Source organism: Myxococcus stipitatus DSM 14675, from assembly GCF_000331735.1.
Taxonomy (GTDB): domain Bacteria; phylum Myxococcota; class Myxococcia; order Myxococcales; family Myxococcaceae; genus Myxococcus; species Myxococcus stipitatus.
This window is the reverse complement of sequence record NC_020126.1, coordinates 1,539,260-1,561,524: the sequence shown is the minus strand read 5'-3', so window position 1 is coordinate 1,561,524 and position 22,265 is coordinate 1,539,260. Positions and strand designations below refer to the sequence as shown.

Genomic DNA, 22,265 nt, shown 5'->3' with positions numbered 1-22,265 from the left:
CCCGGCAGGCCGTGTACCCGCCGGGCTCGAGCGCGCTACATCAGTGCCATGTTCGACGCTGGCCGCTATCTCGAACGCATCGGTGCCTGGCCGGATGCATCGCTGGCCGCGCTGCACCGCGCCCATCTGGAGTCGGTCCCCTTCGAGAACCTGGACATCCACCTGGGCCGACCCATCCGGCTCGATGTGGACTCGCTGTTCGACAAGATCGTCGCGCGTCGGCGCGGCGGGTTCTGCTACGAGCTCAATGGCTTGTTCTCGCGACTGCTCGCCTCGCGCGGCTACGCGGTGACGCCGCTGTCCGCGCAAGTGGCCTCGGAGCAGAAGAACGGAACCTTCGGCCCCGAGTTCGACCACCTGACGCTCCAGGTGGAGGACGGCGGCGAGCGCTGGTTGGTGGACGTGGGCTTCGGAGATGGATTCCTGGAGCCCCTGCGCCTGGATGACCGCGGAGTGCAGACGCGCTGCGGGCACGACTTCCGGCTCGTTCCCGAGGGGGAGCGGCTCATCCTCTGGCGTGACCTGGGGGCGGGATGGGAGGCGCAGTACTCGCTCTCGCTCGTGCCTCGAGCGCTGGGCGACTTCACCGGCATGTGCCACTACCACCAGACCGCGCCGGACTCGTTCTTCACGCAGAAGCGGTTGTGTACGCGAGCCACGCCGAGCGGCCGCGTCACCCTCAAGGAGGGCGCGCTCGTGCTGACACAAGGCCAAGAGAAGCAGGAGGTGCCCGTGGAGGAGGAGGCCCGAGCGCGGGCCCTCGCGGAGCACTTCGGCATCCAGCTTTGAGGGGCGGGGGTGTCCATGCATCCAGGGAACTGACGGGCTAGGCTTCTGGCCCGTTCATGGACTGCTCACACGCTTCGCTCCAATCCACGCCCGAGCAGGCTGCCTCCTTCGCCGCCGAGGCACTCACCGCGAGCGACTTCGCCCATGCGGCGTTCCACCTCGGTTGCGCATTGGGCGCGGATGCGGAGCGGGTGGAGTGGTTGGCGTTGCTGGAGAAGCTCGCGCGTGCCTCGGGCCCCGAGCCCCTGCTCTATGTGCCCGTCGATGGTCGAGTGTCCTTCGCGACGGCCGCGGTCCATGCGTGGTTTCTCGCGCGGAGTGCCAGGACACAGCCCGCGCTGGAACTGTTCGCGCAAGTGGCCAGGACCAAGCCCGATGCGGACTTCGCGCGGTGGGGAATCGCGTGGCTGGAGACTCCGGGGGCGGCCGAGTCGGTTGCCCCTGACACAGCGGCCGCACTGTTGAGCTCCGTCCTGTCCAAGTCCGCGCGCGAGGACCAGGACACCTTCGCGCGTCTCTTGCGCATCACGGAGGTGCTCGTCGCGCGGCCTCCGGCTCATGTCGGTGTGCGCTGGTTGCAGGGGACGCTCCTTCATCGACTGGGGCGGTTGGACGATGCGCTCGCCGTGGCGAGGTCGGCGCATGCGGGTTCGCCGGGATGGCTCACGGCGACACTGCTGGCCGGCATCCATCGCGCGCGCGGCGAGCTTCCCCAGGTGCTTGATGCCTATCTGGTCGCGCTGAAGCATGACGCGGCCCATCTCTCCACGCGACTGGACGCGGCGGACATGCGCTGTGAGCAGGGCCGCGTCGAGGAGGGGCTGCGCTGGTACGAGGACATCCTGAGCCAGCTTCCAGGCGAGCCCTGGGCTTCCGCCTCAGTGGCGTATCACCGCTTCGTTCAGCAGGGGTCGCGCGAGGCGCTGGAGACGTTGCTGCGATTGGACGACACGCGGCCGGGGCATGACAGGACTCGGGCGCTCGCGAGGGAGGCGATTCGACGCCTCAGGGCCTTCGAGGACTACCTCCCTTCGCGCACGGATGCGGGCATCCATGCGTTGCGGCACTTCGTGCTCCAGCCTCCGTCGGCGAGTGACTCGGGTCCGCTGACGCTCACAACGAGCTGGGTCGAGGCGCCGAGTGTGCAGCTCGCGTGGGAGCTGCATCGACTCTGGCGAGGCTTCCCCCCCCCGATGGAGCTCTCGGTCCGAGACGTCCAGAAGCCCGACCCGCGGTTGCCGAGTGGGCTCGTGGAGTTCACGCGCTGGAGCTACTCGGGAACGCGTCCCACGCGTGCGGTGCCGCGCCCGGCGCCCGAGGTGGCGGCGGCGCTCGCGGGCCTCGCCTCCCTCCCGTTCCAGGGGAGCAGTGGTGGCAGCGGGCCATGGAGCTCGCCGGAGTGCGCGCGGAGCACGGGCCTGTGCAGTGGGCTCACGCCATGGTGCATCCACCAGCGCCACAGGGGCCGCACTCGCCATGGACCTGACTCCAGCGCATCCAGGTGGCAGCGGCCTTCGTCATCGCACGGGGCGAAGAAGCCTGGGAGGGTTCACGCCGCAGGAGCGTGTTGCTCACCTTGGCGCGAGGCCCCATGGACTGGACAGTGGAGGCAGCGCTGCTCGCGCTGGCCTGGGTGGCGAAGACGACGCCTGAAGCCCACGCCGAGGTGCTCACGCTCTTTCGTGAGCTGGCTCGGAATACGTCGAGCTACGCCTGCTACACGCACGCGCTCGTCTGTGCACACCTGCAACTCCCCGGGCTTCTCGCGAACGAACGCGAGGTACTCGAGCGGCGGCGACACGCCATCGAGCACGCCGAGAAAGGCTGCGCGCCCATGACAAACAGCCAAGGGGGCCACACGTGAGGGCATCCGTATTCTGCTGCTTTTCGTCCTGGGTCATGGTCGTTGCCGCCCTCGTGGCGACTCCAGGATGGGCCCAGTCAGGCGACTCGACCGAGGAACAGGCACTCCCTGTTCCCAGACTCTTTGTCGCGTCCAGCCTGGAGCAACTGCCCAAGGGAAGCCCTCTGGTTCTCTCCGTGGGATTGCGACATCCAGGTCTTTTTCACCCAAACAACAAGCGCCAAACCGAGAGCGAGTTCTCGGTTGAAGCTCCAGATGGAGGGTGGGACCGTTTTCTCTCTATCGAAGTCTTCTCCCGAAAGAACCGGGTGCGGACACCAACAACCTGGCCGCTGACGAGAGTTGGGAATCCCCCACGAAGCGTCAACTTGACTCTCAAGAGCCAGCAGACAGTCGTTCACTTCGTGCTCACTCCCGAAGAGACGGCCCTGCTCAACGCTGGAGAGTATTCCATTGTCGCGAGTTTCAACTCAGAACGCGGCTCGTCGAAGCTGAGTTGGAAAGGCAATTTGAGTACTGCCTCAAGGATATTCCTGATGGATAGGCAGTCTGCTGCCGCTCCTGCGGCGGCCTGCGACATGGCGTTGAACTCGTCCGAATACTTCCATGTCCTGGGTCGCGAGAAGGAAGGGATTCAAGCCCTGGACGATGCCCTGAAAAATGCCCCTCCTGGGACCGCATGGGCATGCATGGAGAAACGTGCATCCATTGCAGAATCCACAGGCGATCTCGCCGGCGCCCGAGATCTCTTGTGTAGAGCTGCTTCTGAATTCCGTGCCTGGATTCTCACTCGCAAGAAGGAAACGTTGACGCCGTCTAGCGTCCACTTCCCTGCCCAGGAACACTGCGAGCGACTCACGGCGCTGCTCAAGAAGTGAGCAGGGAGAGGGGGCGGGCCGCGACCGCCCTCCCCCATCTCGAGCCCCTCAGGGCTTCTGGCTCGCCGCCTTCATCCGCTCGAAGCTTTGGATGTACTCCTCCAGGGTCCCCAGGCCCACGGCCTTGCGTCGCTCATCCACTCCCGCGGGGTCCTCGAGCGTCTTGGCCACCATGCGGCCATTCACCTCTTCCAGCTGCGTCCCATACCGCTGCGGCTTCCCGGTGTTCACCGCCACCCGGTCCGTCAGGTACGCGAGGTTCTTCGCCGAGCCCTCGCCGCGCGCCACCGCCTTCTCCAACATCGGCAGCACCTCCGACTGGAACGCCACATCCTGGTCCGCGTGCTGCACCAACAGCCACGCCGCGAACGAGCCGCGCACGCCCACCACCTCGTGCCCCGGCCACCCCACCTTCGCGATGATTCCCTTCAGCCACACCGTGTTGCGCGAATCCACCTCGCGCAACTTCGCCTGCGCCGCCTCGTCCTTGAAGTTCGAGGCCATCAGCGCCTGCCGCGCCTCCTGGTCCTCATCCATCCGCCGCAACAACTCATCCCGAAGCTCCGGGTTCGCGGCCTCATACAGCTTCGCCTCCGCCGCGGCCGCCTTCTGCTCCAGCGGCGCGTACCCCGGCAGCTCCCGGATGCTGACCAGGTCCGGGTCGCTCTTCATGTGCTTCGCGTTGTCGAAGCCCGCCTCCACCGCGCGCCTCAACCACACCAGCGCCTCATCCGACGCCTTCGCCAACGCCGCCGCACACGCCGCGTTGTAGGCCAGGTCCTTCGTCCTCACCCCGCCCTCCCACGCCACCCGGTACAGCGGCAACGCCTGCGCCGACTCCCCGCTGCGCGCCAGCCCCTCCGCCTCCGACGCCGCCTTGCGCGCCTCCGGCGTGGCCTCCGCCGTCAGCGGCGGCGCCTTCTGCGCCCCCACCTCCCCCACCTCGGAGGACTCCGGAGCGGCACCACCATGGGCACAGGCGGCCAGGTTCAACGCGGTCAGCACCACGACAAGACGACGCATGGAAACTCCCTGGGTAACGGATGACCTTCATCCCTGGAATGACCCAGGGACCCGGGTGGCGCAATCTAGTCGCGTTTTTCTTGATTTCCCACCCTGAAGCCCACCCGAACCCACCTCCAACCACCGCACCTCCAGAGGGACGTTTTCGGTTGCCTGTCCGCCGTCCGGGGCCGCATGCAGGGGAAGGCCCGGGAGGGTTTGCCTGTTCATCGGCGTCGGCGGCCTGGAATGCTGGGGCCGGACGCTCCACACGCATGTCGCACCGAGGAGAACGGATGTCCCGCTTCACATGGCTGGCCGCAGTCTTCGTGCTCACCTGTCCCCTGTGGGCGCAGGCTCGGCCCGCGGCGGACGAGACCGCTCGGACCTATGCGGCCGAGGCGATGAAGCAGGCCGCCTCTCCTCGCGCCGCCGCGAGCCTCCTGCGGCTGCACTCCCTGGTCGACGAGGTCGAGGACCTCACCCCCCTGGTGAGCACCTACGCCTACGTGGCCTCGCGCCGGCAGTTCGACGCGAACACCCGCGCCACCGCGCAGCTGCTCCTGCTCGACACCGAGCGCGCCCGAGGCCGCCTGGTGCGCGCCAACGAGGTGAAGCAGTCCATGGGCTTCGTCGGCGACTACTTCGTCGTCGGCGGCTTCGACAACGAGGGCAAGTCGGGCTGTGACACGGACTTCGGCCCGGAGAGCCCCACCCTGGACCTCACCGCCAGCTTCCCCGGCGCCAAGGGCCGCCAGGTGTCCTGGCACAAGCTCACCGCGAACACCGCGGATGGCTATGTGGACCTCGCCAGCTCCGTGCGCCCCAACCGCGAGGCCGTGGCCTACGCCGTCACCTGGCTGGAGTCCTCCCAGGAGACGCGCGTGGCCCTGGGTCTGGGCACCTCCGGCGCCTTCCGCCTGTGGGTGAACGGGCAGCTCGCCGCGAAGGAGGACCGCTACAACCTGCCGCGCCCGGACCAGTCCCGCGTGTCCGTGAAGCTTCGCAAGGGCCTCAACCGCGTGCTCCTCAAGGTGTGCCAGGAGAACGGCCCGCTGGGCTTCTACCTGCGCCAGGAGTCTCCCTCCGTCCGAGCCACCCTGCCCGCCAAGGTCCCCGCCGTGGAGCGCGGCGCCGCCCCCGCGCCCCAGGTGCTGCCCACCCTCACCTCCGCGCTGCGCGCCCTGGTGGAGAAGAAGCCGGAGGACCCGCAGCTGCGCGCTGACTACGCGCGAGTCCTCGGCTTCTACCGGGGCTTCGACGACCGCGAGCACACCGCCACCGTGGAGGCCGCGCTCGCCGCGGAAGAGGCCCCCAAGGACGCGCGCCTGCAACTGCTCGCCGCCAGCCTCCAGCGCGATGACCTGAACGAGCGCCGCCGCTTCATCGAGGCCGCCATCGCCGCGGACCCCACGCTGTCCGACGCCCGCGTCGCCCTGGCCGACCACGAGCTGGAGCGCGGCCACCCCGAGCGCGTGCTGGAGCTCGTGGCCCCCGTGCTGGAGAAGACGCCGGACGACGCCCCCGCGCGCCTGGTGCTCGCGCGCGCCTACGAGGCCCTGGGCGAGCGTCCCCGCGCGCAGGCCCTCGTCGAGGAGGCGTTCCGCTATCAACCTCGGCTGCCGCGCGTGGTGCGCTCGGCCGCGCAGGTGTCGCGCCAGCTGGGCCGCGACCGCGAGGCCATGGACCGCATGCGCGTGGTGCTGGCCCTGCGCTTCGACGACACCGGCACGCGCCGCTCACTGGCCGCGCTGCTCGCGGACACCGGCCAGGTGGAGGCCGCCGAGCGCGAGTACGCGCAGCTCGTCACCCTCAACCCGTTCGACAACGGCGCGCGCGTGAGGCTCGCGGAGCTCAAGGCCAGCAACGGCGCGGTGGAGCCGGCTGTGGCCCTCTTCCGCGAGGCCCGCGAGCTGTCCCCGGACGAGCCGGAGGTCTACGAGCGCGAGGGCCGCGCCCTGCTCGCCGCGGGCCGCCGCGAGCCCGCGCTGGCCTCCTTCGAGCGCTCGCTGGTGCTGCGCCCGCAGAACCCCGGCCTGAAGGAAGCCCTGCGCGCCCTCAAGGGCGAGGGCACCGGCGCCGGCATGCAGCACCTGGTGGACGCTAGGCCCCTGGCCAAGGAGGCCGAGGCCTACGTGCACGAGGACGCCATCTACCTGGTCGACAACACCTACGTGCACGTCCAGAAGAGCGGTCTGTCCAGCCGCATGACGCAGATGGTGGTGAAGGTGCAGAACGCGCGCGGCGTGGACGCGTTCCGGACCATGCCCATCACCTACTCGCCGGACCGCCAGGAGGTGCGCGTGCTGCGCGCCCGGGTGACGAAGCTGGATGGCTCCGTGGTGGAGAGCTACGGCGAGAACGACCGCAACATCAACGAGCCGTGGACGGGCATGTACTACGACGCCCGCGCCAAGGTGCTCTCGTTCCCATCCCTGGCCGTCGGTGACACGCTGGAGGTGACGTACCGGCTGGATGACACCGCGCAGGAGAACCTGCTGTCGGACTACTGGGGCGACGTGGAGAGCGTGCAGGGCGTCTATCCCAAGCTGCGCTTCCAGTACCTGGTGGAGATGCCCAAGGAGCGCCCGCTGTACTGGAACAAGAGCCGCCAGGGCAGCGTGGAGAGCGCGCAGGAGTCGCTGGAGGGCGGGCGCGTGCTGTACCGCTGGAACGCGAAGCACGTGTCCAAGGTGGTGCCGGAGCCGGGCATGCCGGGCTGGGCGGAGGTCGCCCAGAACCTCCACGTCTCCACGTACCAGACGTGGGACCAGGTGGGCCGCTACTGGTGGGGCCTGGTGCGCGACCAGCTCCAGCCCAACACGGAGCTGCGCCAGACGGTGGACCAGGTGCTCCAGGGCGTGGACCGGAAGAACGAGCTGGCGGTGGTGCGCGCCATCTACAACTTCGTCGTCACCAACACCCGCTACGTCGCGCTGGAGTTCGGCATCCACGGCTTCAAGCCCTACCGCGTCGACCGGGTGCTCGCGCGGCGCTTCGGCGACTGCAAGGACAAGGCGAGCCTCATCCACTCCATGCTGCGCGTCGCGGGCGTCGACAGCCGGCTGGTGCTCTTGCGCATGCGCAACCTGGGCGCGCTGGACGCGGAGCCCGCGAGCCTCGCGGCCTTCAACCACGCGATTGCGTATGTCCCCAAGTTCGATTTGTACCTGGATGGCACCGCGGAGTTCCACGGCGCCAAGGAGCTGCCCAGCGCGGACCGCGTCGCCAACGTCCTGGTGGTGGAGCCGGACGGCAAGAGCACCTTCCTCACCACGCCCGAGGCGAAGGCGGAGGACAACGCCACCCGCCTGAAGATGAGCGTCACGCTGCGCCCGGACGGCAGCGCCCAGGTGACGGGCAAGAGCTCGGTGAGCGGCCAGACGGCGCCGGAGTACCGCCGCGCGTACCGCCCGGAGGCCACGCGCAAGTCCACCTTCGAGCGCGCGTGGGCGCAGAGCTTCCCCGGGCTCACCGTGAACGAGGTGACGCTGAGCGACACCACGCGGCTGGACGACGACGTGGCCATGGACTTCCAGATGAGCATCCCGCGCTACTCGGAGGTGCTGCCCAACGGCGTGCGCTTCCTGCCCTTCGGCACGGGCCGCACCTACCAGCAGGCCTTCGCGCCGCTGGCCGAGCGCCGCTTCGACCTGGTGATGCAGAGCCCGTGGGTGAACACGTTCCACCTCACCTACGCGCTGCCCGCGGGCTGGTCCGTGACGGAGCTGCCCCAGGCGGTGGATGAGTCGACGCCCTTCGGCCGCCTCCGCATGAACTTCCGCGTGGAGGACGGCAAGCTCATCGCCGACGGCGAGGTGATGCTCTCCGTCGCCCGGGTGAAGGCGGAGGAGTACCCCGCGTTCAGGGACTTCCTGGGCCGGGTGGACCGCGCCTTCGGGCGCCGCGTCGCCATCCAGGGCCCCACCGGCCGCACCGCGTCGCTCACGCGGTAGGCCGCGCCGGAAGGGGCCCGGTCACCTCACTGGCCAGACCCCCGCGTCACGAAGGTGGTGGAGACGATGCGGTCGGCGATGGCCGGCCGCTCCTGCCCCATGTGCAGCGTGTTCACCGAGTAGACCAGGCGCCGGCGCAAGTCCCGCGTCGCGCCCATGCCGTTGTTGTAGCCGTGCCGGTCCCCGCTCTTGCCCCACAGCGTGAGCCCGTTGATGGGGATGCGCATCAGGCCCGCGCTGTACATCGCGCGGCCTCCGCCCGCGAAGGGCACGTCCGGAACGGTGAACATCTCCTCGAGCTGCGCGGGCGGCACCAGCCGTCCCCGGAAGAGCGCGCAGAGGAAGGTGTCCAGGTCGGCCGTGGTCGAAATCATCTCCCCCGCGGCCCAGGGGATGGACTGGTTCGACTCCGTGACGTCGATGAGGCGCACCGTGCCGTCGCCCTGGGTGACGGCCTCGTAGCCCCGGACGTGGGGGCCTGGAATCGTGGGGTCATTGCCTGGCACGGACGTGTCGTTCAGCTCCAGCGGCTGGAGGATGCGCTCGCGCACAGCGTGGCCATAGGGCCGGCCCGTCACCTTCTCGATGAGAAGGCCCGCGACGAGATAGCCGATGTTGCCGTACTCCTGCCGCGTGCCCGGCTCGAAGCGCCGCTCCTGCTCCAGCGCCAGCGACACCAGCTCCCGGGGCGTGAAGCGGCGGAAGCGGTTCTCGAAGAACCACTCGGGGTCCTTCGTCGGCAGCGGCACTCCCGGCAGGCCGTGCGTGTGATTGAGGAGCTGGCGCACCGTGACGGGGCCGTAATCCAATGGCAACAGTCCCGGCAGATAGTGTTGCACGGGCCGGTCCAGGTCCACGCGTCGCTCCGCGGCGAGCTGCAACACCACGGTGGCGGTGAAGGTCTTGGTGATGCTGCCGATGCGGAAGCGTGCGTTCTTCGGCACGGGCGCGCCCGAGTGGATGTCCGCCACGCCGGAGCTGCCCAGCCAGCGGCCCGCGGAGCCCTCGACGCGGACCTGCGCCGCCGTCACCGCCGAGTCCGGCAGTCCCGAGAGGGCCTGTCGCAGGGCCTCCCGGTCGAGCGGCGCCAGGGGTGACCGGCCCTGCTCCAAAGCCGATTCGCTGGACTCCAGGTCGTGGTTGACCGCCTCGTCACCGAGACCGCAGCCCGTCCCCGAGAAGCTCACCACCAGCACCGCAGCCCCTACCCGCAACCCACGACGCGGGATATCCATGTTGTCTCATCTCCGTCAGCGAATCCGGCCCTGAGACCCCAACACCCGTCGGGGGCGAGACTGTCACCTGCCCCCCGCGTTATTCCGGCGAGGGTTCCACCAGCGCGGCCAGCAGCGCGCGCACTTCCTGGGGGCCGCTGACGCGGTACGTGGCCCGCGTGGGCTTGTTGCCCGCGTGAACGGTGAGCCCGTCCTCGGGGATGGCCGCGAACAGGTCCTCGTCCGTGCGGTCATCGCCCATGGCCACCACCAGCGTGCCCGGCGCCAGCGCGCGCGTCACCGAGTCCACCACCCGCCCCTTGTGCACCCCGTGGGGCCGCACCTCCACCACCTTGTCGCCTGGGAGGATGTCCACCGGCTGCCGCGCGAAGGTCTCCAACAGCTTCAGCCGCAGCTCGCGGGACTGGATCGCGCCGAACTCCGGGTCCACCTGCCGGTAGTGCCACGCGAGCGACGCGGACTTCTCCTCCACGAACGAGCCGGGGATGCGCGCGGAGAACTCGTCGAGCACCGGCCGGGCCGCGGCCTTCCACTCCGGCGTCACGCCCTCCAGCATCTTCCACGGCAGGCCCGGCGCCGGGCGAGACCACAGGCCGTGCTCCGCGTGGAGCCCCATGGGCAGGGTGCCGAACCACGCCTGCAGCGTCTCGCGAGGTCTGCCGCTGACCACGCTCACCGTCGTGTTCGGCCGCGCCACCAGCTTCGCCAGGAGCGCCTGGAGCGCGTCGTCCGGCGCGGCCAGCTCCGGCCGGGGCGCGAAGCCCACCAGCGTCCCGTCGTAGTCGAGCATCAGCGCCAGGTGCTCTGCCGACTTCATCCGCGCCAGCGCCTCCGCGCCTTCCTTCGCCCGGTTCACGGACACCGTCGGCAGGCCCTGGAGGCGGCCCAGGAAGTGGGACACCCACCAGTGGACGTCGTGGGCCTTCACCTGGGCGCGCAGCCCGCGCATGCGCTCGCGCCGCTCGGTCTCCGACATCTTGAGCGCCTGTTCGATGGCATCCGCGGTGGCCTCGATGTCGTACGTGTTGACGACGAGCGCCCCGCGCATCTCGTCCGCGGCGCCCGCGAACTCGCTCAGCACCAGCACGCCATCGTCATCCGGGCGGGCGGCGCAGAACTCCTTCGCCACCAGGTTCATCCCGTCGCGCACGGGGGTGACGAGCATCACGTCCGCCGCGCGGTAAAGCCCCGCGAGCTGCTTCTCGTTGAAGGAGCGGAAGAGGTAGTGCACGGGCACGTTCTGCACGGTGCCGTACTGGCCATTGATGCGGCCCACCAGCTCGTTCACCTGCTCGCGGTACGTGGCGTAGGCCTCCACCTGCGTGCGGCTGGGCACGGCCACCTGGACGAAGCGCAGCCGCCCGCGCCAGGAGGGCTCCCGCTCCAGGAGCCGCTGCACCGCGAGGAGCCTGCGCGGAATGCCCTTCGTGTAGTCGAGCCGGTCGATGCCCAACAGGAGCCGCTGACCCTCCGCGCCCCGGCGCACCGAGGCGACATCCTCCAGGACGCCCACCTCCCGCGCGAGCGCGTCGAAGGCATCCGCGTCGATGCCCATGGGGAACGCGCCGACGCGCACCTGGCGCCCTTCCCACGTGATGCAGTCCACGTCCGTGTCCAACCCGAGCTGCCGCAACAGCGAGCCCGAGAAGTGCCGCACGTAGCTCACCGTGTGGAAGCCCACCAGGTCCGCGCCGAGCAGCCCCTTCAGCAGCTCATCGCGCCGGGGCAGCGTGCGGAAGACCTCCGACGACGGGAAGGGGATGTGGTGGAAGTAGCCGATGCGGGCCTCGGGCAGCCGCTGTCGCAACATCCCCGGCACCAGCATCAGCTGGTAGTCGTGCACCCAGATGATGTCGCCCGGTTGATACTGCTTCGCGACGAGGTCCGCGAAGCGCTCGTTGACCTTGCGGTACACCTCCCAGTCGCGGTCCTGCCGAGGGATGCGGTCCAGCATGTAGTGGCACAGCGGCCACAGCACGCGGTTGGAGTAGCCCTCGTAGTAACGGTTCACCTCGCTGCTGGTGAGGTGGAGCGGAACGCAGCGCTGCTCGGCGAGCTGCGCTTCCACGCGCGTCCGTTGAGCATCTGACAATCGGGAGACATCCCCGGGCCAACCTATCCACAGCCCTCCGGAGCGTTCATGCGGCCGGCGCAACCCCGTGGCCAGCCCTCCGGCGCTGCGCGCCACGGCGACGCTGTCCTTCTCCACCTTGACGGTGACTGGGAGACGATTGGAGACGAGCAGGAGTCGAGACATAGAACCCCAGACCCTTAGTCACTCCTCCCTTGAACCGCCATCGCTGATTCATTCGGGGTGGCGATTGGTGGACCGTCGGATGTCACGCGCGGAGCCCATCCCAGTCGCGCAAGCAACGCGGGCTGACGGCCGGGTTTCCAGATGAACGCATCGAGCACGTAGTGCGTGGCCTGCGGCAACGCGAGCAGCGGCACCACCAACGCGAGCAGGTCCGGTGCGAGCTGAACATCCAGGCTCCCGAAAATGCCGGGTCGGTCATGCCAGATGATGCGGTCCCACAAGAGCTCCTCGGTGAACGCGAGCGCCACGAGGAACAGGAGGAAGCCCGGCAGCCCCGCGCGCAGCAGGACACCCGCCGCGCCGTAACCGCCTTCCTCTCCGCGCCCGCGCGAGTAACGGAAGAGCAGCACGAAGTACGGCACGCCGTGCAGCACCACGTTCATCACCGTGAACGTGAAGTCGTCGCGCGCCAGGACGATGCCGCCGAACCAGGCCACCCACGTCGCGCCCACGAGGAGCACCTTGCCCGCCTGGAGTCCCTCGCCGCGCACCACGCGGACGAGTTGGAACAGGACCCAGGCCGCGAGCACCGCCGCGTGGAGCACCAGCGCCACGGTGCCCATCCATGCGGGCAACCCTGGGAGGAAGTCGCCCTCCACGAACCACCAGAACTCGCGCGGCAGGTTCGCGTGCCACCAGACCACGGGGCCCACGGTGGCGGCGTAGATGGCCGCGGCGTCCAGGCGGCGCTCAACGGCGGAGGCTCGGGCCTTGCGTGTGTACAGCGCCACCCAGCCGTACTGCTGACGGACGAAGTGGAACAGGGCCACGTACGCGAACAGCGTCCAGAACGTCCCAGACGAAATCTGGTGCGCCACCACGCCCACGGCCCATGCGGCCAGGGGCGCGCCGAGGTAGAGGCCCGGACGCTCCCTCAGCTCGACGGGGTCCAGATAGGTGCGGAACAGCGTGGACCAGACGTGGGCCACGTCGACACAGACGACGAGGAGCAACCAGGCCCACGGCGGGGTGTCCCCCACGGCGCCCAGCCACGGTGCGCCGAGGACCAGGGCCACCGACACGAGCGCACTGCCGGCGAAGATGGCGAGGTCCACCCTCGGGCTGAACAACCAACTCTGGGAGGGCGCGAGGAGACGAGGCATCCATCCCCAAGTTATCAGCCTCTCGACGGGGTTGGGTGTTGGGCTGCGGGGGCGGTACAACCTCCACGCAAGCGCGGCGCGGCTTCCGCGTAGTGCGTCTGTCGCCCCTTCTTCGTCCACCACCACCATGTCCACCACGCCCCCTCCTCCCCGCTTCCGCTACCGGCTGCTGGCGGTCATGTTGCTGGCGGGACTGTTGCCGCTGGTGCTGCTCGGGGTGGTGGCTCACGTCGCGCTGGAGCGGATGCTGTCCGTCTCGGTGGCGCCCGTGGAGGCGGTGCTCGACGAGGTGTCCTCGGACCTGGAGAAGCGGGGGCTGTCGCGAGATTCGCTGGATGAGGTGCGGCTCCATCTGGCGCAGGCGGAGCTGACGCGCAGGGCGCTGGTGCGCCGGGTGCCCATGTTCATCGCGGTGCTGGTGTTCGTCTCGGGCGGAGTGTTGGCGGTGGCCGCCATGCTGCTTGGCCGCACGCTCACGCGCCCCGTCACGGTGCTCACGGAGGGCATGTGGGCCTATGCGCGAGGGGACCTCACCGTGCGGCTGCCTGTCTCTGAGCCGCCTCGTGACGAGTTCGAGTTCTTGTTGGGTCAGTTCAACCGGATGGGGCAGGAGCTGGTCGCGCAGCGTGAGCGGCTCAAGTCCGCCGAGCAGATCGCCGCGTGGCAGGACGTGGCTCGGGCGCTGGCCCATGAGCTGAAGAATCCGCTCACCGCGATGAAGCTCTCGCTGGCGCGGCTCCAGCGCGCGGACACGGGGTCTCCGGCGGATGCCCTGCGGGTCAGCGAGTCCGTGGCGCTGTTGCAAGAGGAGGTCGAGTTGCTGATGCGCATGACGCAGAGCTTCTCCACCTTCGCCCGACTGCCCGCGCCCAGGTTCCAGGACGTCCCGCTGCGCCCGCTGCTCTCGGAGATTTGTGTGCTGTACGCACAGACCTCGCCAGTGCCCGTGGAGCTGTTGCCCGGCCCCGAGGTGTCGCTGCAAGCGGACCCGGATGGACTGCGCAGATTGTTCGGCAACCTCGTGAAGAACGCGGCCGAGGCTTCCGCCGAGGGCTCGGTTCCGGTGCGTGTCTCGGCGGAGCCCGTGGAGGGAGGGGGCGTGCGCGTCTCCGTGGCGGATGGAGGGAACGGCATCCCTTCGGTGCTGGAGGGCGCGGCGCTGACGCGAGGGTTGTTCAGCACGAAGCCCGAGGGCAGCGGGCTCGGGCTGCCCATCTCGCAGAAGATCACGCATGAGCACGGGGGTTCGCTCCGGCTCGAGCCCGCGCCCGGCGGGGGGACGCTCGCGCGAGTGGAGCTGCCGCTTCGTCCCCCTTCTACGCCCGTGACGACGACCTCATGAAGACGGGCTCGCGAATCCTCGTCGAGCATGACGGCTCGCGCTTGCAGCAGTGCATTCGCGCGAGTGGCGTTGCCGCTGCATCCCTCTTCTACGCCCGTGACGACGACCTCATGAAGACAGGCCCACGAACCCTCGTCGAGCATGACGGCTCGCGCGTGCAGCAGTGCACTCGCGCGAGTGGAGTTGCCGCCGCATCCCTCTTCGACGCCTGTGACGACCTCATGAAGACAGGCCCACGCCCCTTTTCCGAGCACTACGGCTCACACTCGCGGAAGCGCTCGACTGGCGGCGGTATGCTCGTGCGAGTGGCGCGGCCTCTTCGCCCCTCTTCGACACCTGTGACGACCTCATGAAGCCCGGCCCACGAATCCTTGTTGTCGATGACGACCCTGGTGTCCTCAAGGCCCTGCGCGGGTTGCTGAGCGACGAGGGCTTCACGCCCGTCGAGGCCCGCTCCACCGCCGAAGCCTCTCGCGTCCTCGATGCGCCCGAGGGACTTCCCAGCGTGATGCTCCTCGACCTGCGCATGCCAGCAGAGACGGGACTGGAGTTCCTCGCGCGGCTGCCTCGCCCGCTTCCGGTGCCCGTGGTGGTGCTGTCGGGTGAAGCCTCTCCCTCCGAGGCCGCGCAGGCCCTGAAGCTCGGGGCGACGGACTTCGTCGAAAAGCCCCCCTCCCCCGAGCGCCTCGTCACCGCGCTCCGCAACGCGATGGCGCTGGGCTCGCTCCAAGAGGAGCGCGAGCGACTGCTCGATGCACTCGCCCGCCCCGGACATCTCGTGGGCGAGAGCCCGTCGATGAACACGCTGCGGCAGCTCATCGCCCGCGTGGGGCCCAGCGACGCCGCGGTGCTCATCACCGGCGAGACGGGCACGGGCAAGGAGCGCGTCGCCCGTGCGCTGCATCTGGCCTCGGGACGCAAGGGCCGGCTCGTCGCGGTCAACTGCGCGGCCATCCCGTCCACGCTCCTCGAGAGCGAGCTGTTCGGCCACGAGAAGGGCGCGTTCTCCGGCGCGGTGAGCCGACGCGCGGGACGCATCGAGCAAGCCCACGGCGGCACGTTGCTGCTCGACGAGATTGGCGACATGCCGCTGGAGCTCCAAGCCAAGCTCTTGCGTGTCCTGGAGACGCGAGAGGTGGAGCGGCTCGGCGGCTCCGTTCCCGTGCCGGTCGACGCGCGTGTCCTCGCGGCGACGCATCAGGAGCTGGCTCGTGCGGTGAAAGAGGGACGCTTCCGTCAGGACCTCTTCTTCCGCCTCAACGTAATGCCGCTGCACATCCCTCCGCTGCGCGAGCGACTGGACGACCTGCTCCCGCTGGCGCGCGCCTTCGCGGCGGAGTTCGCGGGGCCCGAAGTCCCGCTCGTCCTGGCTCCCGGCGCGGACATCGCGCTGCGCGCCTACTCGTGGCCCGGCAACGTGCGGGAGCTGCGCAATGTCATCGAACGGCTCAACCTGCTGCGCGCGGGCGGCCCGATGTCCCTGGGTCCCGAGGCAGTCTCCAGTCCACTCGCTCCCGCACAGACCACGAGCCCCAAGCTGGGCGACAAGAGCTACCGCGAGCACGTCGAGGACTTCGAGCGGGAGCTCATCCGCGCGGCCCTCGCGGAGGGCGAGAGCATCGCCGGCGCCGCACGACTGCTCCAAGTGGACCGGGGCAACCTCTACCGTCGCATCAAGGCGCTCGGGATGCCGGTGGCCTGAGCGCCGTCGCCAAGACAACGCGCGCGCTCAGCACCTCCATGCGTTCGCATCCTGCCGCGCTGAGCACCTTCCCCTCGGGGCCCCTGCCGCTGGCATCGAAGCGCTCGGACGTCCTGTGACGTGAGCGCCCCGATGCACTCCAGCAACTACGGCTTCGGCGGAGGCTTCGGCTTCACGTCGGTGTTGTGCCCCGCGACGATGCGCCAGCCTCCATTCTCGCGCTTCATCACGTAGCGCATCTGCGTGCGCAAGAGCCCAGGCTCCGTGTCCTGCACTCCCGGCGGCAGGCCGTTGTGCCCCGTCACCTCGTGAATCGTGTCGACCACGGCGATGTCCGCGACCGGGAACGACACCCGCCGCACCGTGACCTTGCTGTGGCTGTTCTTGAAGAGCGCCTCGAAGACCTGCGCGTGGCGCGTCTCGATTTGCTGCTGCCCCTCGAACACCGTCCCGGCGATGTTGATGAAGTCCGCGTCGGCCGAGAAGTCCTTGGACCACGCCACCGCGTCGTGGCGATTCCACGCCTCCGTCTGCGCGTCCACGAGCTGCCGGATGTCCTTCTCGTCCCGCACAGGGTCCACGTGAGCACAGGCCAGGGGCAGGAGCAGAAGCGAGCACGCCATGGCCAACCGGGTGGGAAGACTGCGAATCACGTTGAAGCTCCTTTTCCAGAAGAAACGGCCGGGCAGCCTGCCACAAAGCCCTGGCGCAGTTGCCTCCCTCGAACGCCTCTGCGAGCGTCCCCGCCACCCATCACCCCAGGGAGTCACGCATGACGACGCACGGGCGCATGATTCCGGGAGCCCAGGCCCCCGGAGGCGGTTACGTCCACGCGTACGAGGTGGTGACGCCCGCGCGGCTCCTCCACATCAGCGGGCAGATTCCCACCCGCGCCGACGGCACCGTGCCCGATACCTTCGACGCGCAGTGCCGTCAGGTCTGGGCCAACCTCGAAGCCGTGCTCGCCGCGTCCGGACTGGAGCTCCGCCACCTGGTGAAGGTGACCACCTTCCTGAGCCGCCGCGAGCACCGTGACTCGAACAGCGCCATCCGCCGCGAGGTCCTCGGCGCCCATGAGCCCGCGCTGACGGTCATCATCACCGGCATCTACGACGAGGCCTGGCTGCTCGAAATCGAAGCCGTCGCCGCCGCGCCCCTGTGACGTCCTCGCGCGCCTCGACACCCCGACGCAATCAAGGCCCTCGATGTCAGTATCACATCCAGGCTTCACATCAGGATGTGTCCATGACATCGGTACGGCGGGCCAGCACTCGTCCTTTCAAGCACTTGCCGCGACGGACCGCCTGGAACGCTGCGTGCTCTGTCCCCCACGCATGAACCGCTTCGCGCTCCTCTTCGGCATCGTCTCCCTCGTCGCCAGCGCACAGCCCGCGCCGCAGACGACTGCTCCCAACCCGGCTCCGCCCGCCCCGGCCGAGCCCGCGCCCCCGGCCCCCAGCCCCGAAGCCGCCCCGCCCCAGGCTCGCGACGCGGACAAGAAGCGCGACGCCGACCAGGAGAAGTCCTGGTCGCTCACGCTGATATCCGACGACGGCGACAAGCCCTCCAAGAAGCACGAGAACCTGGACGCGTGCGAAGAAGACCTCCGCAACGATGACGTGGACGAGACCTCCGTCCTCACGCCCCTCCAGCTCAACCTGGGCGGCCGCACCCTCACGCCCGAGGTCGTCGAGCTGCATGGCCTCCAGCGGCTGACGCAGGCCCAGGTCTACACGTTCATCGGCACGCCGCTGGACGACCCGCGGACGCCCCAGAAGCCGCAGCAGCTCCAGGCCATGCTGCGCCGGCTCGCGCTCACCGGACTCTTCGCCCGCGTGGAGCCCCGCCTGCGGGTCCCCGAGCAGGGCCCCGTCGTGATGGAGGTCCACCTCGAGGAGAACCCCGTGGTGACCTCGGTGGAGATCCAGGGCCTGCGCGACATCGAGGACGACGAAATCCTCGACGAGCTCTTCCGCCTCCCCCACCGCATCACCGACGAGGACGAGGACGACGACGACGACGACTTCGTCGCCACCGTGCGGATGAACGGCGCGCGTGGCGTGCTCACGGTCAGCACGCCCTGCCCTCCGCAGCGCCCCCCGAAGGAGTGGCTGGCCCGCATGGACAAGGGCGGCTTCGTGCCCGGCCTCATCCAAGGCGGCGTGGAGGGCGCGATGCAGCGCGCGCTCAACGGCCTGCGGACCAGCGGCTACCTGCTCGCGAGGCTCTCCGGAACGCTGTCTCCCGAGGGACAGCTCATCGTGGTCGTCGATGAAGGCCAGCTGGAGAGCGTGGACGTGGTCGGCGTGGATGGCTCCGTCGCGGCCCGCGTGCGCGACGCGATGGACCTCAAGCCCGGGACGGTCTTCCTGCGCAGTGATGCGCGCCGCGCCATGGAGCGCCTGGAGTCGCGCCTGCCGTTCCTCGAGGCGGCGAGCGTGTCGGCGGACCCGGATGACATCTCCCGAGGCCGCGAGGCGCGCGTCGTCACGGAGCGCGCGGAGGACGGCACCCGCCACTTCCAGACGCAGGAGCCCAAGCGCAAGGAGCGCCGGCGCCATGAGAAGTACGAGTTCGAGCTGAGCTGGCGGGAGCTCTTCGCCGAGTGGAACAACGAGGAGGACGGCCGAGGCATCACGCTGGACGGACGTCGCCTGGTGGTGCACGTGCGTCCGCGAAGCCCGGACGTCGACGTGGACTTCATCCCCCTGCACACGCAGGTGACGGGACTCGCGCCGGGGCTCTCGGGCACCTTCCGCGTCTGGGATGTGAAGGACCGCATCCACACCACGCTGGATGCCGCCCTCATCCTGCCCCTGCGCCTGAAGGGCCAGCACGTCGCGGATGATCCGGACGCGACGAAGCGCCAGCGCCGCATCAACCTGCTTGCCGGCGCGAAGGTGGAGATTCCCTCGGTGGGCCTGGTGGAGCTGGGTGCCCAGGCGCATGACTTCACCGACACGCTGGACCGCTGGCGGATGAGCGACATCGACTCGTCCCTCTACTCGGTGCTCATCAACCGACCGGACCGCGACTACTTCCGCCGCAAGGGCGTGGCGGCGTTCGCCACCTTCCGCATCGCGGAGGACTGGCTCGCGGGCGTCGAGTACCGCAGCGACCGCTACACGTCGATGAAGAGCCTCACCCCGCCACTCACGTTGTTCCGCCGCGACTCGCCGCCCTTCCCCAACGCGCCGGTGGACGAGGGCCGCTTCCAGTCCGTCATCGCGCGGGTGGAGTACACCAGCAGCACGCCGCGCAACACGAAGGTGGGCTCGCTCTTCCGCTCGCCGGAGACGGCCCTGACGGACCCGGATGTGGACTGGAATGACGGCCCGTTCCTGCACGGCTTCGCCACGCTGGAGGTCGGCGAGGGCCCCGCCGTCACTGGCCCCGACCAGCGCTTCTGGAAGCTGGTGAGCGACGTGTCGCTGGTGCTGCCCACCGGCTGGAACGAGGGCCTGCGACTGCGGCTGCGCGGCGCGGGCGGCGATGACCTGCCCGAGCAGAAGCGCGAGGCGCTGGGAGGATGGAGCGCGCTGCGCGGTTTCGGCTTCAAGGAGTTCCGCGGCGACGTGTCGGTGCTCGCGACGGCCGAGTACCGGTGGCACGTGTTCGGCGTCTTCGCGGACCTGGGCACGGTGCGCGCGGAGAAGAAGTGGGGGGACGCGCGGCTGGGCGTGGGTGGCACCTTCCACTTCAGCGACGAGGTGCGCGTGGACGTCGCGTGGCGCACGGACGAGAAGGCCACGTCCACGCCCGAGGCCCGCCTGTTCTTCGTTCGGACGTTCTGAGGCCCATGGCACGGATGGGGACATGGACCCGACGTACTCTCGGCGCGGCCCTGGTGGCCACGGCGGGACTGTTCGCGCCCACCGCCATGGCCGAGGCACCTCGAGTCACCTGCACCGCCACGCTGTCCGGGCGGCGCGTGCTGGCCCGCTCGGAGGTGTTCGCCTTCCTCTCGGAGGAGCTGGACCGCCTGGTCCGGCTGGGCATGGCGGGGAAGCTGGAAGTGGAGCTGACGCTGTGGAAGCGCCGGGCCCTCTGGTTCAACACCCGGGTGGACAGCGCGCGACTCACCCAGGTGATTGCCTTCACCCGTGAAGGCTACGCACTGGACGGAAGGACGCTGCCGGAGGGGGCCCAGGCCCTGAAGCTGGACCGCGTGGCGTGGACGCTGGAGGACCCTCCCGAGAAGACGGACCGCTTCGTCATCCAGGTGGAGGTGCGGCTGAACGTGGTGACGGCGGCCAGTCTGGGACGGATGGCCGCGTGGCTCACCCGCAAGGAGGGAGGGGAGACCGACGCCAGCCTCTCCACCTTGACGGGTCCCCTGTTGCGCTCCATCGCGGAAGACCTCTCCCAGCGCGCCTCCGGGCGCTGCGAAGTGACGCCTTCCAACTGAGTGCTCGCGCCCGTCGCGAGCCTCACTCACTCACTCACGAATCTCGAAGCGCCCGGCCTCCGGCCGAGGCCATGAGGACTGTCATGCGTCGTTGGATGATTCCGCTCTTCGCATTGCTGACTGCTTGTGACGCTCGACTGGAGTCACTCGCCCAGACGGTCCATGTCTTCGTGCCCGAGGCCGTCGAGACCTCGGGGCCTCGCGTCCCCGTGCTGTATCTGGAGAAGGACCGCGCGCTCTTCCTCCCGCATGGCGCGGGAGGAGGCCGCCCCGTGGAGCTGCGGCCCAGCGAGCTCGCCGCGCTGAGGGAGCGAAGCGACATCGTCATCATCGCCGTGGACTCAGAGCCCTCGCCCCACGCGGAGCGTCTGCCCGACGGGCGCACGCGCTACGTCACCCACCTGGGTGGAAGCTAGGCCCTCTTCACGTCATTCCACCTCGTTGGCCCCTGGCGAGCGAGAGGCGGGTCTTCCTAGGCTGTCTGTCATGACCAGCCTTCCTCCACACCCCTTGTTGGCCACCGCCGTGGAGCTCGCGCCGCGCCTGTCCGCGCGCTCCGCCGAGTTCGAGAGCGCACGGCGCCTCCCTCCAGACGTCATCGCGGAGTTCGCCCGCGCGGGCTTCTTCCGGATGCTGATTCCCGAGGCATACGGAGGACTGGAGCTGCATCCCGCGCTCTCGTTCCAGGTCATCGAAGCCCTCTCGCAAGCGGATGGCGCCGCGGGCTGGTGCGCGATGATTGGCGCCAGCACGGGCCTGTCGTCCGCCTGGCTGCCGGAGTCCGTGGCGCGCGCGGTCTTCTCCTCGCCGGAGGTCATCATCGGAGGCGTGGCCGCCCCGCTGGGCCGCGCCGAGCGCGTCGAGGGAGGCTATCGCGTCACGGGCCGCTGGCCCTGGGCCAGCGCGGGTCATCACTGTCACTGGCTGGTGGGCGGCGCGGTGGTGACGGAAGGCGGCAACCCCCGCTTCGTGCGCGAGGGCGTCCCCGAGACGCGCCTGCTCTACTTCCCCGCCGAGTCCGTCACGCTGCACGACACGTGGTTCTCCCTGGGCCTGTGCGGCACGGGCAGCGGGGACATGGAGGTGAGGGACCTCTTCGTCCGCGAGGACCACGCCTTCACGCTGCTCGCGCCGCCGCGAGTCTCCCGGCCGCTGTATGGCTTTCCCTTCGGCCTGCTCGGCCACGCGATTCCCGCGGTGGCGCTGGGCATCGCGCGCCGAGCCATCGACGAGCTCCTCACCCTGGCCCGGCAGAAGACGGTGCTCGTCGAGCGCAGGCTCCTGGCCGCGCGGCCCGCCGTCCAGGAGACGGTCGCCGAAGCGGACGCGGAGGTGCGCGCCGCCCGCGCCTTCCTGCTGGAGGTGATTCACGCCACCTTCGACGCGTCCACGAAGGGTCCGGTCTCGATGCGCGCCCGCGCGGACCTGCGTCTGGCGATGACTCACGGCACCCGCGCCGCCGCGCGCGCGGTGGACCGCGTGTACGAAGCCGCGGGAGGGCCCGCCGTGTTCCACACCCACGCGCTCCAGCGCTGCCTCCGGGACATCCACACGCTGACCCAGCACGCCATGGTGGCGCGCCCCACGCTGGAAATCACCGGAGGCGTCCTGCTGGGCTTCGACCCGCCCTTGCCGAACCTCTGAAGAAGCGAGGGCCCGGCCTCCCAGA

The 22,265-nt window shown here is 69.5% G+C and carries 16 protein-coding genes; 11 read left to right on the top strand and 5 right to left on the bottom strand.

Annotated features, from left to right (window positions below; all coding sequences use genetic code 11):
• Positions 1 to 48 precede the first annotated feature (48 nt).
• The 3 genes from MYSTI_RS06220 (at position 49) to MYSTI_RS42885 (ending at position 3,531) form a co-directional block, all read left to right on the top strand.
• Positions 49 to 789: an arylamine N-acetyltransferase family protein gene (locus MYSTI_RS06220; protein ID WP_015346862.1), complete on the top strand. Its 741-nt coding sequence runs from the start codon at positions 49 to 51 to the stop codon at positions 787 to 789.
• Positions 790 to 2,380: 1,591 nt separating this feature from the next.
• On the top strand, positions 2,381 to 2,653 hold the full coding sequence (locus MYSTI_RS42890) for a hypothetical protein (RefSeq protein ID WP_144370003.1): 273 nt from the start codon (positions 2,381 to 2,383) through the stop codon (positions 2,651 to 2,653).
• A gap of 368 nt (positions 2,654 to 3,021) precedes the next feature.
• Positions 3,022 to 3,531, top strand: a complete 510-nt coding sequence (locus MYSTI_RS42885; protein ID WP_144370002.1) for a hypothetical protein — start codon at positions 3,022 to 3,024, stop codon at positions 3,529 to 3,531.
• A gap of 48 nt (positions 3,532 to 3,579) precedes the next feature.
• Here the strand turns inward: MYSTI_RS42885 and MYSTI_RS06210 are convergent, their stop codons facing one another.
• The gene (locus MYSTI_RS06210) at positions 3,580 to 4,554 is read right to left on the bottom strand and encodes a DUF6624 domain-containing protein (RefSeq protein WP_015346859.1); all 975 of its coding nucleotides are present in this window, start codon (positions 4,552 to 4,554) and stop codon (positions 3,580 to 3,582) included.
• Positions 4,555 to 4,829: 275 nt separating this feature from the next.
• Here MYSTI_RS06210 and MYSTI_RS06205 point away from each other — a divergent pair, with 275 nt between their 5' ends.
• Positions 4,830 to 8,489, top strand: coding sequence for a DUF3857 domain-containing protein (locus tag MYSTI_RS06205; RefSeq protein ID WP_015346858.1), 3,660 nt, complete (start codon positions 4,830 to 4,832; stop codon positions 8,487 to 8,489).
• A gap of 26 nt (positions 8,490 to 8,515) precedes the next feature.
• On the opposite strand, the gene MYSTI_RS06200 is transcribed toward MYSTI_RS06205, so the two are convergent.
• From MYSTI_RS06200 to MYSTI_RS06190, 3 genes are all read right to left on the bottom strand, one after another.
• Positions 8,516 to 9,724, bottom strand: coding sequence for a serine hydrolase domain-containing protein (locus MYSTI_RS06200; protein WP_015346857.1), 1,209 nt, complete (start codon positions 9,722 to 9,724; stop codon positions 8,516 to 8,518).
• Between the two features lie 79 nt (positions 9,725 to 9,803).
• The gene (locus MYSTI_RS06195; protein WP_015346856.1) at positions 9,804 to 11,981 is read right to left on the bottom strand and encodes a bifunctional alpha,alpha-trehalose-phosphate synthase (UDP-forming)/trehalose-phosphatase; all 2,178 of its coding nucleotides are present in this window, start codon (positions 11,979 to 11,981) and stop codon (positions 9,804 to 9,806) included.
• 14 nt (positions 11,982 to 11,995) lie between these two features.
• Entirely contained in the window at positions 11,996 to 13,144 is a 1,149-nt protein-coding gene (locus tag MYSTI_RS06190; RefSeq protein ID WP_015346855.1) for a hypothetical protein, read from the bottom strand.
• Positions 13,145 to 13,271: 127 nt separating this feature from the next.
• On the opposite strand from MYSTI_RS06190, the gene MYSTI_RS06185 reads away from it, so the two are divergent.
• Both MYSTI_RS06185 and MYSTI_RS06180 read left to right on the top strand, forming a co-directional pair.
• Positions 13,272 to 14,486, top strand: coding sequence for a sensor histidine kinase (locus MYSTI_RS06185; protein WP_015346854.1), 1,215 nt, complete (start codon positions 13,272 to 13,274; stop codon positions 14,484 to 14,486).
• 349 nt (positions 14,487 to 14,835) lie between these two features.
• Positions 14,836 to 16,188, top strand: a complete 1,353-nt coding sequence (locus tag MYSTI_RS06180) for a sigma-54-dependent transcriptional regulator (RefSeq protein WP_015346853.1) — start codon at positions 14,836 to 14,838, stop codon at positions 16,186 to 16,188.
• A gap of 146 nt (positions 16,189 to 16,334) precedes the next feature.
• On the opposite strand, the gene MYSTI_RS06175 is transcribed toward MYSTI_RS06180, so the two are convergent.
• A complete protein-coding gene (locus MYSTI_RS06175; protein WP_015346852.1) occupies positions 16,335 to 16,841 on the bottom strand; it encodes a YybH family protein in 507 nt (168 codons plus the stop codon).
• A gap of 119 nt (positions 16,842 to 16,960) precedes the next feature.
• On the opposite strand from MYSTI_RS06175, the gene MYSTI_RS06170 reads away from it, so the two are divergent.
• From MYSTI_RS06170 to MYSTI_RS06150, 5 genes are all read left to right on the top strand, one after another.
• Positions 16,961 to 17,350, top strand: coding sequence for a RidA family protein (locus MYSTI_RS06170; protein ID WP_015346851.1), 390 nt, complete (start codon positions 16,961 to 16,963; stop codon positions 17,348 to 17,350).
• 154 nt (positions 17,351 to 17,504) lie between these two features.
• A complete protein-coding gene (locus MYSTI_RS06165) occupies positions 17,505 to 19,982 on the top strand; it encodes a BamA/TamA family outer membrane protein (protein WP_233278186.1) in 2,478 nt (825 codons plus the stop codon).
• Positions 19,983 to 19,996: 14 nt separating this feature from the next.
• A complete protein-coding gene (locus MYSTI_RS06160; RefSeq protein WP_233278185.1) occupies positions 19,997 to 20,596 on the top strand; it encodes a hypothetical protein in 600 nt (199 codons plus the stop codon).
• 83 nt (positions 20,597 to 20,679) lie between these two features.
• A complete protein-coding gene (locus MYSTI_RS41290; protein ID WP_015346848.1) occupies positions 20,680 to 21,012 on the top strand; it encodes a hypothetical protein in 333 nt (110 codons plus the stop codon).
• A gap of 70 nt (positions 21,013 to 21,082) precedes the next feature.
• On the top strand, positions 21,083 to 22,240 hold the full coding sequence (locus MYSTI_RS06150; protein ID WP_015346847.1) for an acyl-CoA dehydrogenase family protein: 1,158 nt from the start codon (positions 21,083 to 21,085) through the stop codon (positions 22,238 to 22,240).
• The last annotated feature ends 25 nt before the right edge of the window (positions 22,241 to 22,265 follow it).